The organism is Sphingomonas sp. MMS12-HWE2-04 (assembly GCF_044881185.1).
GTDB lineage: Bacteria > Pseudomonadota > Alphaproteobacteria > Sphingomonadales > Sphingomonadaceae > Sphingomonas.
This window is the reverse complement of the sequence record NZ_CP173254.1, coordinates 2,271,510-2,287,110: the sequence shown is the minus strand read 5'-3', so window position 1 is coordinate 2,287,110 and position 15,601 is coordinate 2,271,510. Positions and strand designations below refer to the sequence as shown.

Annotated in this window: 1 protein-coding gene; it reads left to right on the top strand. The window is 66.2% G+C overall.

Annotated features, from left to right (window positions below):
* Window positions 1-233 precede the first annotated feature (233 nt).
* The gene (locus tag AB2M62_RS10445) at window positions 234-15,584 is read left to right on the top strand and encodes a tandem-95 repeat protein (RefSeq protein ID WP_404333516.1); all 15,351 of its coding nucleotides are present in this window, start codon (window positions 234-236) and stop codon (window positions 15,582-15,584) included.
* The last annotated feature ends 17 nt before the right edge of the window (window positions 15,585-15,601 follow it).

The window sequence follows — 15,601 nt, the reverse complement described above, 5'->3', positions numbered from 1 at the left end:
ACCGGGGGGACGACGTCATCCAGGGCACGCCTGGCGGCGACACGATCACCGGCGGTGGCGGCAGCGACCTCGTCGTCGGCGAAGGCTCGGACGACGTCTATGTCTATCGCCGCGGCGATGGCGACGACCGGATCGACGCCTTCGGCAGCGGACATGATCTCGTCCGGCTCGATGACCTGAACGTTGCGGACATCAAGTCGGCGGTTCGTGCAGGCCCCGACAGCAACGATCTGGTGATCACCTTCACCGGCAGCGGCGATCGGCTGGTGCTGCGCGACGCACTGGCGAGTCAGAATGGCGGATCGAACAGCCTGACGGTGCGCTTTGCCGACGGCACCGAGTGGAACCGCGATGCGATGCGGGCGCGCTCGCTCCAGGACATCGTGACGGCGGGCGACGATTCGATCCGCGGCTTCGAGGGCGCCGATCTGCTGCGCTCGGGCACCGGCAACGACTATATGTCCGGCGGACAGGGCGGCGACAGCTACACCTATGCCAAGGGCGACGGCGCCGACACGATCCAGGACGGCGGGACCGACAGCGCTGCCGACAAGATCAGCTTCGCCGGAATCGCCTCGACCGACGTCTCGGTAGAGCGGCTGTTTCGCGGCAGCGAGACGATCGTGTTCCGCTTTGCCTCCTCGGCCAGCGACAGCGTGACCGTAGTGGACGCGCTCACGCTTGGCGGGCGCGGAATCGAGAGCTTCCTGTTCGGCGACGGCGTGACCTGGACGCATGACGACTTGCTCGCCCGGCTCGACAATCGTGCGCCGGTTGCCAAGGACGACGGCTTCTATTCGGTGACTACCGGCCAGCCGCTGGTGATCCGTCCGGTCGATCTGCTGCGTAACGATTTCGACGCCGATGGCGACGCGGTCCGCATCGTCGCGGTCGATGGCGGCGAGCATGGCGTCGCTTCGTTCGACGCCAATGGCAACATCGTCTTCACGGCCACCGGAGGTTATGCCGGGCCGACGACGCTGCGCTACACGCTCTCCGACGGGCGCAGCGGCTTCGCCACCGGCAATGTCGAGATCCGCGTCCGCCCGGTGGCAACTGCGGTCGACGATATCGGCTTCACCGTCGCCGAGGACGATTTCCTGACGATCCGCGTCGAGCGGCTGCTGTCGAACGATCTCGACGGCGACCGGATGCTGGTCGGCCAGGTCTATGGCGCGGTCGGCGGCATCGCTTCGCTCGCCAGCGACGGCAGCATCGGCTTCACCCCCGACGCAAACTTCAACGGCCGTGCCTCGTTCGTCTATGTCGCGAACACACCCGAGGGCGGCCGCGCCGAGGCGCGCGTCTATATCGACGTCACTCCGGTCAATGATGCACCGATCGCCACGAACGACGGTGGCTTCGTCACCGCGGAGGGCACGGCGTTCACGATCGATCCGGCGACCCTGCTCGCCAACGACCGCGACATCGACGGTAACACGCTGACCATCCAGTCTCTGCTGTCGAGCGCCAATGCCGTGGTGACGCTCAACGCCGACGGCCTGATCGAAGTGCGCCCGCGCGACTATTATTGGGGCGATACTTATTTCGATTATGTCGTCGCCGATCCTTCGGGTGCGACGGCCACCGGCCGCGTCTATCTCAACGTCACCCCGGTCAACGATGCGCCCGAGGCGCATGACGACCGCTTCACCCTGACCCAGGACGGCGCGCCGATCCTCGAGGACAATCCGATCGTCCTCTCGGTCGGGCAGCTGATGGCAAACGACATCGAGCGCGACGGCGATACGATGCGCGTGGTCGCCGTGGCGAACAGCCATGGCGGGAATGCCCGGCTGCTCGAGAACGGCACCGTGCTGTTCGAGCCGTACGCCGATTTCAACGGCGATGCCTGGTTCGACTATCAGGTAACCGACGATCAGGGCGGCTATAGCTGGGCACGCGCGACGATCGCCTATACGCCGGTCAACGATCGTCCGGTGGTGCGCGGCGACAGCTATACCGACGACGATTTTTATTTCCTGCGCGGGCAGGAAGACACGGTGATCGAGATCCCGATCATCGAGCTGCTCAAGAACGATTACGACCCCGAAGGCTTCGCGCTCCATTTCGAGCAGGCGCGCGATGCGATCCATGGCGATATCGAGATTCGCGACGGCAAGATCTATTTCACGCCCGACGCCGATTATTGGGGCGAGGCGACCTTCGCCTATACAGTCACCGATCCTGATGGCGCAGTGAATGGCGGCGTCGTCACGCTCTATTTCGACAATGTCAGCGATGGCCCGCCGGTGGCAACCAATGACACGGTCTATGTCTATGAGGACGTGCCGACGCGGATCCCGCTCTCGGCGCTGCTCGGCAACGATTATGACATCGATCGCAACCCGCTGACCTTCCTCAACTGGGAGCTCGAACGCGGCTTCAACGGCACGCTCGAATTCGACGAGAATGGCGATCTGCTGTTCACCCCGAACCGCGACGCCTCGATCTCGTCGGGCTTCTATTACACCATCGCCGACGGCGTGGACGGCACGGCGCGGGCATTCGTCGATATCGTCATCATCCCGTCGAACGACGATCCCACCGTCGTCGATGAGTCCGGCTTCTCGACGCCACTCGACATCCCGTTGGTGATCCGCGCCGCGGACCTGCTGTTCAACGACTTCGACATCGAGCAGCTTGATCGTGACGGCGACGGCGTGGGCGATGTCGATCTCGACGAACCCGATCGTCCGCGGCCGAGCTTTGTGGGCATCGACGCCGTACTCGATCCCGCGGCGCTGGCGCAGGGCCAGCGCGTCGAAGTGGGCACGGCGAGCATCATCACCTTCCGCGGCGAGCAGTTCGTGGTGGTCCATTTCGCGGCGGGCTTCACCGGCGACGTGACGATCGAATATCGCATCGCCGACGAAGAAGGCCTCGAAGACACCGGCTTCGCCACCGCGCATGTCGATAGTTCGTATCTCGGCACGCTGCTCGGCACCGGCCGGATCGATTATGTCGAGGGCGGCGCAGGCGTGGACACGATCCGCACGGGGGGCAGCGACGACTGGATCCTCGGCTTTGCCGGCAATGACAGCATCGAGGCCGGCGCGGGCAACGATCAGGTCGATGCCGGCGATGGGGAGGACTGGATCGATGGCGGCGAGGGCGCCGACACGATCAACGGCGGCGCGGGGTACGACACCGTGGTGTTCGTCGGCGGCGCGGTGGGCGTGCGCGCCGATCTCGAATCGCGCATCGGCCAGGGCGGCGTCGCACAGGGCGACGTCTACACCAGCATCGAGGCGCTGATCGGCACTCAATATGCCGACATTCTGGGCGGCAACGCCCAGGCCAACCGGCTCGAGGGCGGCGAAGGCAGTGACGAGCTGACCGGGCGCGGCGGCAATGACACGCTGGTCGGCGGGCTCGGCAACGATCTGCTCAACGGCGGCGCGGGCGCGGACGTGCTCGATGGCGGCGACGGGATCGATACGGTCGCCTATTTCTCCGCCGAGGGCAGCAGCCCGGCGGGCGTGACGATCTCGCTGCGCGACGGCACTGCGCATGGCGGCGATGCCGAGGGCGATGTGCTGATCGGCATCGAGAACCTCACCGGATCGGACTTCGACGACGACATCACCGGTGATGACGGCGCGAATGTGCTGATCGGCGGGCGCGGCAATGACCGGCTCGACGGTGGCAAGGGCGACGACACGCTGATCGGCGGCCGCGGCGCGGACATTCTGATCGGCGGCGATGGCATCGACATGGTCGAATATTCGCTGTCGACCGAAGGCGTGACGATCGACCTCGCCAACACTTCGGCGGGTAGCGGCGATGCGCAGGGCGACGTCTTCAGCGGCATCGAGCTGGTCCGCGGCTCCTATCACGACGACGTGCTGCGCGGCGACGCTGGCGACAACCGGCTGAGCGGCGGGCTCGGCGCCGACGTGATCGACGGTCGCGATGGATTCGACATCGCTGACTATTCGCGTGCCGAAGCGGCGGTAACGGTCGACCTCAGTACGGGCGTCGGGCTGGCGGGTGAGGCGGCGGGCGACACGCTGATCGCAATCGAGCAGGTCACCGGATCGATCTTCGACGATACGCTGATCGGCGGCGCCGGCCACGACACCTTCGACGGCGGAGAAGGGCTGGATACGCTGCGTGGCGGCGCGGGGTCGGACGATTATCGCTACCGTTTCCACAGCGGCGGCGACACGATCACCGATATCGGCAGCGCCGCCGACATCGACCGGCTGGTGCTGGTCGACGGCGTGCTTCCCAAGGACGTCTCGCTGGTCCGCGAAGGTGACGATCTGGTCGTCGCGCTCGAGAATGACGGCAGCTTCCTCAAGGACCGCGTCCGCATCGTGAACCACTTCCTCGGCACCGAGACGGGGATCGAGCAGATCAGCTTCGGAAACGGCGTGACCTGGGATCGCACCCAGATCGAGGCGCTGGTCCGTGCCGGGTTGTTCGACGCGCAGGACGACATCTATCTGTTCGGCACCGAGGACGTCACCACGATCCTCGATCCGACGACGCTGTTCCTCAACGATTTCTCCGAAGGCTATGAGGGCGCGCTGCAGCTCGTCGGCGTCGGCAATGCCAAGCACGGTACGGTCTCGATCACTGCGGACGGCAAGATTGCTTTCACCGGCGCGGCGAATTTCAATGGCGACGCGTTCTTCGACTATGTCGTGCGCGACGATTTCGGACGCGAATCCACCGCGCGGGTCGAAGTCGATCTGGCGCCGGTCAACGACGCGCCGGTCGGCGTCGACGATCCGCTGATCCAGGGCACCGAGGACACGATCCTGCGCATCCGCATCGATGCGCTGCTCGCCAACGACTATGATGTCGACGGCGACAAGGAATTCGAGCCGCTGACCATCGTCGGGGTGCGGCCGCTCAAGGACGAGGCGGGCAACGATCTTTATCCCTACTGGGACAAGTTCAATTATCAGGGCCCGGCGACCAACATCACCTGGAAGCTCGACGGCCAGTATATCGAGTTCAAGCCGGCGCCCGATTTCTTCGGCTTTGCGGGCTTCGAATATATCCTGGCGGACAGCGCCGGCGCGACCTCCAGTGCCAAGGTCGAAGTCTATATCAATCCGGTCAACGATGCGCCGCGCATCCATGACCAGGAGCAGGTGGTCCGCCTGACGACGACCACGACGATCGGCATCGCCGACTTGATGGGGCATGTCTACGATATCGAGGGCGATACCTTCTCGTTCGTCGGGCTCCACTTCGCCGCCAACGGCAAGGCGACCGACAATGGTGTGGCGACCTATGACGCCGCGACGCAGACGATCAGCTACACTCCCGACGCGCTGGGCAAGGGGATCATCACCTTCGATGTGATCGACGCGCGCGGCGCCTCGGCGACGCTCAATTTCGACGTGAAGGTGCGGCCGCTCAACGACGCGCCGATCGCGCGCAACGATTACGGCCTGCGCACGCTGGAGGACACGATCCTCGTCATCGATCCGGCGACCCTGCTCGCCAACGATACCGACGAGAATGGCGATACGCTGACCTTGGTGAGCGTCCAACGCTTCCCCGACAATGGCAAGGTGCGCATCCGCGCCGACGGGATGATCGAGTTCAGCCCGCGTGCCGACTATAATGGTGGCGCCGGCTTCCAGTACACGATCAGCGACGGCCATGGCGGCACCGCGACGGCCTATGCCGCGATCACCATCCTGCCGCGCAACGACGGGCCGGTACTCCGCGACGACGTGGTCACCGGGATCGAGGACAAGACGCTCTTCGTGATCCCGGCCGAGGCGTTCGGCAACGATCTCGACCTGCAGGGCGACGTGCTGTTCTTCCGCGACTCCGCGGTGCTCGGTGTGCTCGACCGCCGCTATCTCTCGGCGGGCTTCACCGTCGAGGGCAAGGCGGCGAACAACGAGGCGCTCCCCGAATGGCTGCACTTCGACGCGGCGACGATGACCTTCACCGGCACGCCGCCGGCGGGTTTCGTCCGCGCCGATGTCGCGGTCTTCCTCCACGATCCGAGCAACGGCGCGACCTATGCGCATCGCTTCAGCTTCGACGCAGGCGCCATCGACGGGCTGGCCGCCGGGCTCTCGGTCCAGAGCGGCATCATGGGCGGCTATCAGGTCCGCGAGACCTTTGCGGAGAATCATGAGTTTGGCGGGACCGGCTTTGCCGCGGGCACCAGCGTGGTTGCGACGCTGGTCGATGGCGCGCCGCTTCCGGCCTGGCTCAGCTTCGATGCTGCCACCCGGAAGTTCACCGGCACGCCGCCCCAGGGAGCGACCGCGCCGATCGACGTCACGCTGGGGTTTACTTGGCAGAACCCGGCCGACGCGAATGCCGTGCCGGTCTCATATAGCGACCACGTGACGCTCGATCCTGCCGCCTTCGCGGGCGGCTCCAGCGTCGGCTATGACAGCGATCTCGCGCTGTTCGACATGGCGCATGGCAGCTTCTCGGCGAGCCTGGCCAGCGGCCGCGGCATGCCCGACTGGCTCGGCTTCGACGCGGCGACGCGCACGCTGCATCTTACCGGGTTCGAGCCCGATACCGATGCGCCGGTCGCGCGCGTGCAGATCCACTTCACGCCCGATGTGGAGACGCTGGGTACCGATACCTATGATGCGGCCAAGCGTGGCTTCACGGTCGAGTTCCTGATCGATCCGAGCAAGCCGCTAGACCCGGCGATCAATGCGATGCTGGGCGGCGATCCCTATTTCGCCGCGCAGGGGCTGTTCGCGCTCGAACTCGGGAGCGCAGGCACGATCACCGCGACGCGCGAGAGCCGCGCGCCGCTGCCCGAATGGCTGCACTTCGATGCCGAGACGCTGTCGTTCACCGGGACGCCACCGGCCAATTTCGTCGGCGCGGTGCCGGTGCGGCTCGATATCGCTGGCAATGGCTCGACCATCCCGGCGATGTCGATCATCACCGAAGTGGAAGTCGATCCAACCTATCACCTGATCACCAGCGGCCTTGGCGGCTTCTCGACCGGCACCGCGCCCGAGCAAATCAACCTCCACGCCCCGACCGACTTCAACGGCACGATCGCGATCCTCTACAACGCCCAGGACGAGAAGGGCGGCGCTTCGATCGACCCAGCGACGATCCTGTTCGACGTTGCGCCCGATGCGGAGAAGCCGAGCGCCGGCGCGGACGGCTACCAAGTCCGCGAGGCTGAGACAGTCAGCTTCCGAGTCATCGACCTGCTCGCCAACGACCGCGACGACGATGGCGATCGCCTGCGCGTCACCGCGATCACCGCGCCGACCAACGGCGCGATCGCAATCGCGCTGGCGACCGTGACGCTCGGCGTTCCCGCGGCGCTGGCCGCCGAGGGCGCAACATGGTCCGCCAAGCTCACCGACGGATCGGCGCTGCCCGACTGGATGGTGGTCGACGCTGCCACCGGCACGATCACCGCGATCGTCCCGCTCGAATTGCGCAAGAGCTTCGATGTCGTATGGACACGAAACGACGGCGTGACCGGAAGCGCAACCCGCTTCTTCGATGGCAACCTCGCCACGATCACCTACACACCCAATAATGGCTTCGCGGGCCTGGACGGCATCGGTTACACGCTGACCGACGATCAGCAGGGTGCGGTCACCGGCCAAGTGACGCTCGACGTCCTCTCGCGCTTCGACGCGCCCAACGCCGTCACCGATCGCTTCCAGGGCCTCGAAGAGACGGTGCTCAGCCTGACCCCGGCCGATCTGCTCGCCAATGACTATGACGTCGACGGCGATCCGATCCGCTTCCTCGACGTGCTCAACCCGGTCAACGGCACCGTCAGCTTCGACGGCACGACGATCCTGTTCACCCCGCGCGGCGACTGGGACGGGCTGGCGAGCTTCGACTATACAGTCACCGACGACACCCATGGCACGAGCGTCGGTCACGTCGAGATCGACGTGCGCCCGACCAACCACGCGCCAACGCTCGTCGCCGACACCTTCCACGCGACCGAGGATACACCGTTCGTATTCACCGCCGCCGACCTGCTCGCGAACGACAGCGATCTCGACGGCGACACGGTGCGCTTCGTCTCGCTGTCGACCGAGAACCAGGACGGCCGCATCCTGACGCTGCCGAACGGCCGCTATCAGTTCGTGCCCGACGAGAATGTCACCGGGCCGGTCTCGTTCAGCTACACGATCACCGATGGCCGCCGCATCACCACCGGCAGCTTCACTTTCGACATCGCCGCAGTGAACGACGCGCCGATCGCCAATGCCGACGGCGTCTATCTGGGCGACCAGGACATGCCGCTGGTCATCAACCTCGCCGATCTGATTGCCAATGACCGCGACGTCGAGGGCGACGGCTTTACCCTGGTCGACGTGTTCGATGGCGATAACGGCAGCGTCCACCGCGAAGGCGACACCGCGGTGTTCCTCGGCCGCGAGGGCTATTATGGGGATGCCGGGTTCTACTATCGCGTCACCGACGAGCATGGCGCGACCAGCACCGGCTATGTGTCGCTCATCATCAAGCCCGAATTCGACCTGCCGATCGCGGTCTCCGACATCGGCTTCGAGATGCTCGAGGACGGCCATCTCGACATCGATCCTGCAGTGCTGCTGGCCAACGACTATATCCCTGAAGGCACCACGCCGATCTTCCTGGGGCTGACCGGCGGCAATGTCATCGAGCTTGCCAACGGGCTGTGGCGCTTCACGCCGGACGCCGATTTCTTCGGCAAGGCGACGCTGACCTATGCGATCACCAACGAGAGCGGCTTCGCCATCCCGACGACGGTGACGATCGATGTGCTTCCCGTCGCCGATCGCCCGGTCGCAGTGGCCGACACGCTCGAGATGGCCGAGGATGTTCCGCTCACGCTCTTCACCACGCAGCTTCTGGCCAACGACTATGACGTCGATCGCCAGGCGATCGTGCTCAAGCGGATCGGCGAGCAGCACAATGTGCAGGTGGTCGACAACGGCATCGGCCAGCTGATCGTCACCCCCGATGCCAATGCCAATGGCGGGGCGTGGTTCGACTATGAGATCACCGATTCGAGCGGCGCGACTGCGGTCACCCGCGTCTCGGTGACCATCGCCGCGGTCAACGATGCACCGGCGATCGGGCTGCTCCCGGTGCTCACCGGGGTCGAGGACCAGCCGTTCAGCGCAACCCTTCCCTCCGGGCTGGTGAACGACGCCGACGGCGATGCGCTGGTGATCGAACTGCGTGGCGTAGGGGGCGGCGCGCTTCCCGACTGGCTGCACTTTGATCGCCAGACCCGCACGCTAGCGGGACAGCCACCGGCCGACTTCAACGGCAGCCTGGTGCTCGAACTGGTCGCCGCCGATGGATCGATCGAGACAGTGCGTCAGGTGCTGGTATCGATCGCGCCGATCAACGACGCGCCGGTGGTGGGCACTGCGCTTGCGAATCTTACCGCGACCGAAGACGCAGCCTTCAGCTTTGCGCTGGCGACCAGCGCCTTCAGTGATATCGATGGCGATGCGTTGAGCTTCGCAGTCACGCTGGGCGACGGCGGTGCGCTTCCCGAATGGCTGCACTTCGACGGCACGACGATCTCGGGCCAGGCTCCGGCAGACTTCAACGGCCGCGTATCGTTGCTCGTCACCGCGAGCGACGGCACCCTCAGTGTGTCCGACGTCTTCGATCTCATCGTCGCACCCGCCAATGACGCGCCGACCGTGCTTGCCGCGCTCGGCGACGTCACCATCGACGAAGACACGGCGATCGACATCCTGGTGCCGGCAAATGCCTTCCGCGACATCGATGGCGATACACTGACGGTTACCGGCCGGCTGGCCGGGGGCGCGGAGCTGCCGGAATGGCTGTCGTTCAACGGCGAACGCTTCGTCGGGCGCCCGCCCGCCGATTTTAACGGCACGCTCGATCTCGAAGTGTCGGCGAGCGATGGCACGCTGTCGGCGGTGCAGGGCTTCCGCCTGACGATCGCGCCGGTCAACGACGCGCCGATCGTCGCCGGCACGATAGCCGATGTCACCGTTGATGAGGACAGCGCGATTGCAGTTGCGCTTCCGACGGGGCTGTTTGCCGATGTGGATGGCGACGCGCTGACGCTGTCCGCGCGGCTGGTCTCGGGTGGCGCGCTGCCGAGCTGGCTGGCGTTTGACGGCACCAAGTTCTTTGGCACGCCGCCGGTGGACTATAATGGCGCGCTCGATCTCGAGATCGTCGCGAGCGACGGTACGCTCGAAGCCGCGACGCGCTTCCGCCTGACGGTGGCGCCGGGCAATGACGCGCCGGTGCTGCTGTCGCCGATCGCGGATGTGACGGTGACCGAAGACGCTCCGATTGCGGTCACGCTGCCGGCGGGCATGTTCGGCGATGTCGACGGCGATGCGCTGATCTTGTCGGCGCGGCTCGCCTCGGGCGCGCCGCTGCCGAGTTGGCTCGCCTTTGACGGCACCCGGTTCACCGGCACGCCGCCGGCGAACTTCCACGGTGCGATCGAGCTCGAAGTCATCGCCAGCGATGGCACGCTGCGTGCGACCGACCGCTTCGTGCTAGCGATCACGCCGGTCAACGATGCGCCGGTGGTCGTCGGGCCGATCGCCGATCGCACCGCCAACGAAGACGAGCCCATCGACTTCGCGCTGCCCGAGGGCGTGTTCGCCGATGTCGATGGCGACGCGCTGGCGGTCACCGCGGCGCTTGCCGACGGCACGGCGCTGCCGGCCTGGCTCTCGTTCGATGGCGCGCGATTCACCGGCACGCCGCCGGCCAACTTCAACGGCACGATCCAGATCGCAGTCACCGCCACGGACGGCAGCTTGTCTGCGAGCGCGGGCTTCGCGCTGGTGGTGGGCGCGGTCAACGACGCGCCGGTGCTCACGCAAGCGCTGCCCGATGCGCAGGGACGCGAGGACACCGCCTTCGCGTTCGAACTGCCGCAGGGCAGCTTTGCCGATGTGGACGGCGACGCGCTGACACTCACGGCACGTCTCGCTGATGGCAGCCTGCTGCCAAGCTGGATCGTCTTCGACGGGCTGCGGTTCACCGGTACGCCCCCGGCCGACTTCAACGGGGTGCTCGACATCGCGGTCACCGCCAGCGACGGCCAGGTTGGCGCAAGCGACGTCTTCCGCCTGACGATCGATGCGGTCAACGACACCCCGGTCAGCCTTGTCGCGCTTGCCGACAAGAGCGTCGCCGAGGACCAGCCGATCACGATCGATCTGCCCGCGAACGCCTTTGCCGATGTCGACGGCACGCTCAGCCTGTCTGCACGGCTTGCCTCGGGTGGCGCGCTGCCGTCGTGGCTGACGTTCGACGGCGCCCGGTTCACCGGCACACCGCCTGCCAACTTCAACGGCACGTTCGACATCGAAGTCATCGCGAGCGATGGTGCGCTGAGCGCGAGCGACGTGTTCCGGCTGACCATCACCCCGGTCAATGACGCCCCGGTCGCGCAGCTTGCGCTGGTCGACCGGCACGTGACCGAGGATGCCGCCATCGACATCGCGCTGCCTGCCGGGCTGTTCGCGGATGCCGATGGGGACGTGCTGGCGCTCACTGCGACGCTGGCCAGCGGCGCTGCGCTGCCCGCCTGGCTCGCCTTTGACGGCGCGCGCTTCACCGGCACGCCGCCCGCCAATTTCAACGGCACGCTGGCGCTGCGCGTCATTGCGAGCGACGGATCGCTAAGCGCCGGCGCGGACTTCAGCCTGATCGTCGATCCGGCAAACGACGCGCCGGTGCTGGTCCATGCGATCGGCGACCGCCATGCCGCCGAGGACAGCGCTATCTCCATCGCGCTGCCCGCGGGCCAGTTCGCCGATGTCGACGGTGACGCGCTGAGCATTTCGGCGCGGCTCGCCACGGGCGGGGCACTGCCGGCCTGGTTGGTCTTCGACGGCAGCACGCTCACCGGCACGCCGCCGGCGGACTTCAACGGCGCGATCGACCTCGAAGTGGTGGCGAGCGACGGCACGCTCAGCACAGTCGACCGCTTCCGCCTGGTCATCGATCCCGTAGCGGACGCCCCGGCAAGCCTCCGCCCCATCGCCGACATCGTCTATGGCGAGGACGACGCTGTCGACTTCACGCTGCCCGAGGGCACATTCGGCGATGCCGATGGCGACGCGCTGATGGTCAGCCTGAAATTGGCGAACGGCCAGCCGCTTCCCGCTTGGCTGCACTTCGATGGCACACGCCTCACCGGCACGCCACCGGCCAACTTCAATGGCGCGCTCGATCTTGCCTTCACGGCGAGCGATGGCGCGCTGAGCGTCACCGATCAGGTGCGGCTGAGCTTCCTGGCGCGCAACGATGCACCGGTGCTCAACCGCGCGATCGCCGATGTGGGCACGCCGGAGGACAGCGCCTTCACCATCGCGCTTCCCGCCGACACGTTCGCCGATGTCGACGGCGATGCGCTGACGCTGAGCGCACGGCTGGTCGGCGGGGCGCCGCTGCCGAGCTGGATGCAGTTTGACGGCACGCGCTTCACCGGCACGCCGCCTGCCAATTATTATGGCGTGGTCGATATCGAAGTCACGGCGACCGACGGCCTGCTCGCCGCATCGGACGTGTTCCGCTTCACCGTAAGTTCGGTCAACGATGCGCCGGTGGTGGCGATCGCTCTCGCCGACCGGACGCTGCCCGACAACAAGCCGGTGGACTTCACCCTCCCGGCGGGCAGCTTCGCCGATGCCGACAATGCGATGCTCGCCTTCACCGCGACTCTGGCGAACGGCGCGGCGCTGCCGGCCTGGCTGAGCTTCGCCAATAATCGCTTCACCGGCACCCCGCCCGCGGGCGCCGCAACGCTGACCATCCGCGTGACGGCGAGTGACGGCCAGGCCAGCGTCTATGACGACTTCGTACTGGCGATCACCGCGACCACGACCAATCACGCGCCGGTGCTCGCGCAGCCGCTCGCAGACCGCAGCGTGGTCGAGGATGCCGCGATCGACTTCACGCTGCCCGCCGGCAGCTTTACCGATGCCGATGGCGACACGCTGTCGCTTACCGCTAAGCTGGCAAGCGGTGCGGCGCTGCCGAGCTGGCTGAGCTTTGTCGGCAATCGCTTCTCCGGGCGGCCGCCGGCAAATTACAATGGCGCAATCGACATCGCGGTGACCGCGAGCGACGGCAAGACCAGCGTCAGCGATGTGTTCCGCTTGACGGTTACCGCGGTGAATGACGCGCCGACTGCGCCTGCGGGCACGCTCGCGCTGAGCGGTATCGAGGACCAGGCGCTGTCGATCCTGGTCGACACCAATGGCTTCGCCGACGTCGATGGCGATACGCTGGCCTATTCGATGAAGAAGTCGGACGGATCCGCGCTGCCAAGTTGGCTGACCTTCGCCAACGGCAAGCTCACCGGCACGCCGCCGGCCAATTTCAACGGCGCGATCGCGCTCCAACTCATCGCGAGCGACGGAAAGGTCTCGGCAAGCCGTCCAGTGACGCTCACTATCGCTGCGGTCAACGATTTGCCCGTGGCGGGCAATGACGGGCTCTATCTTGTCAAGGGCGGCGATCCGCTGACCATCCTGGGCTCGAGCCTGCTCGACAATGACAGCGACGTCGATGGCGACGCGCTGACGATCACTGCGGTGACCGGCGCGACGCACGGATCGGTGCGGCTCGAGAACGGCAACGTCATCTATGCGCCGGTGGTCGGCTATCAGGGCAACGACCAGTTCTTCTACACGCTGTCCGACGGCAAGGGCGGCACCGTCCAGGGCAAGGCGACGATCGCGGTCACCGATCCCTATTCGGGCTGGGTGCAGGGCGGGGCCAGCGGCGACTGGCTGTTCGGCAACATCGTCCGCGCCAATTCGCTCGCGGGCAATGCCGGCAACGACATGCTTACCGGCGGCTTCCTCAACGATCGGCTTGCGGGTGGCGACGGCAATGACTGGCTGATCGGCCTGGCCGGCGACGACCAGTTCTGGGGCCAGGCGGGCGACGATGTGCTGATGGGCGGCGACGGGCGCGATACCGCCTTCTATGCCGGGCTGCGCTCGACCTATTCGCTGCGCACCGGGCTTGGCAATCTCTACATCACTGCCGACACTTCGCCCGCCGACGGCAATGAAGGCACCGACACGCTGATCGGCATCGAGACGCTGTCGTTCCGCAACGGCGAGACCGTGTCGATCGCGTCGCCGATCGTGCTCGACCTCGACGGCGATGGTGCCGAGTTCGTCAATGCCGCCCAGAGCGGAGTGCGCTATGACATGAACGGCGACGGCGTCGCCGATACGACCAGTTGGGCCGGCAAGGACGACGCTTTCCTGTTCATCGACCGCGACGGCAACGGCACGGTGACCGATGCGAGCGAATTGAGCTTTGTTGCCGATGCCGAGGATGCGCGCTCGGACCTCGAAGGCCTGCGTACCTTCGACAGCGACAAGAACGGCAAGATCGCCACGGGGGATACGCGCTTCACCGACTTCCGCATCTGGCAGGATAAGGACAGCGACGGCGTGGTCGATGCCGGCGAGGTCCGCACCTTGGCGGCGGCGGGGATCACCTCGATCTCGCTCACTGGCAAGGCAGTGGAAGGGGCTACGTCGATCGGCGGCGCGGCGGTGATCAACACCGGCAGCTACACCAAGGCCGACGGCACCACCGCGGGCTTCGCCGACGTCGCGCTTTCGTACTTCTCGGGCGCCCGTGCATCGTTGCCGGACCTCGACTTCGCTACGCAGACTTTCGGAGAGAAGCGCAGCAAATATCGCATCAACTTCGCCGGGGGATCGATGACGATCACTCGTAAGGGCAAGCGGTCGAGTGAACGCGCGCTCGAGACCAGCACGATCCTGCGCTTCAAGGGCAGCTCGTACGGCATGTTCGCGGGGATCGTGCTCGATCTCGACAATAACGGGATCGGGACGAAGAGCCTCAGCAAGACCCGGGCGCGCTTCGACATGGATGGCAATGGCACGGCCGACAAGACCGGCTGGGTTTGCAATGGCGACGGGCTGCTCGTGGTCGACCGCAACCATGACGGGCGGATCAACGATGGCTCCGAAATGTCGTTCCTGCCCGACGCGCCCGACGCCAAAACCGATCTCGAGGCGCTTGCCGCCTATGACGTCAACGGCGATGGCGTGCTTGACGCCAAGGATGTCCGGTTCTCCGAGCTATCGATCTGGCGCGACTTCAACGAGAACGGCGTGACCGATGCGGGCGAACTCGTATCGCTCGCCGAAGCCGGGATCGAGGCGATAGGGCTGGGCGGCAAGGCGCTGTCGGGCGTTGCTGCGGTCGGTGACAACATCACGCTGGCCAGCGGCGCATTCCGCCGCACGAACGGGGTGAGCAGTGCGATCTCGGACATCGCCTTCGCCTTCACGCCCGGCGCGGCGCCGTCACCGGCCCGCTCGGTCTCTGCCGCGCTCGACAATCGCCTCCGGTCGATTCAGCGCGATCTCTACGCGCTCGACGCGTCGCAGAGCGAAGCCAGGACGAGCGCCATCCCCGTACGGTCGCTGGACGACAGCCCGGGCTATCCGGCGGACGGCGGCGGGGCCGAAACGGATGCAATGGCGGCCGATCAGCTGCTGCGCATGACTCACGACATCGGTTCGTTCCAGCGCGCGCAGGTCTATTCGCGCGAGTTGCTGGGCGGCAGCGATCCCTGGGGGTACGCGCTCTGAAATGCGAAGGGCGGGCG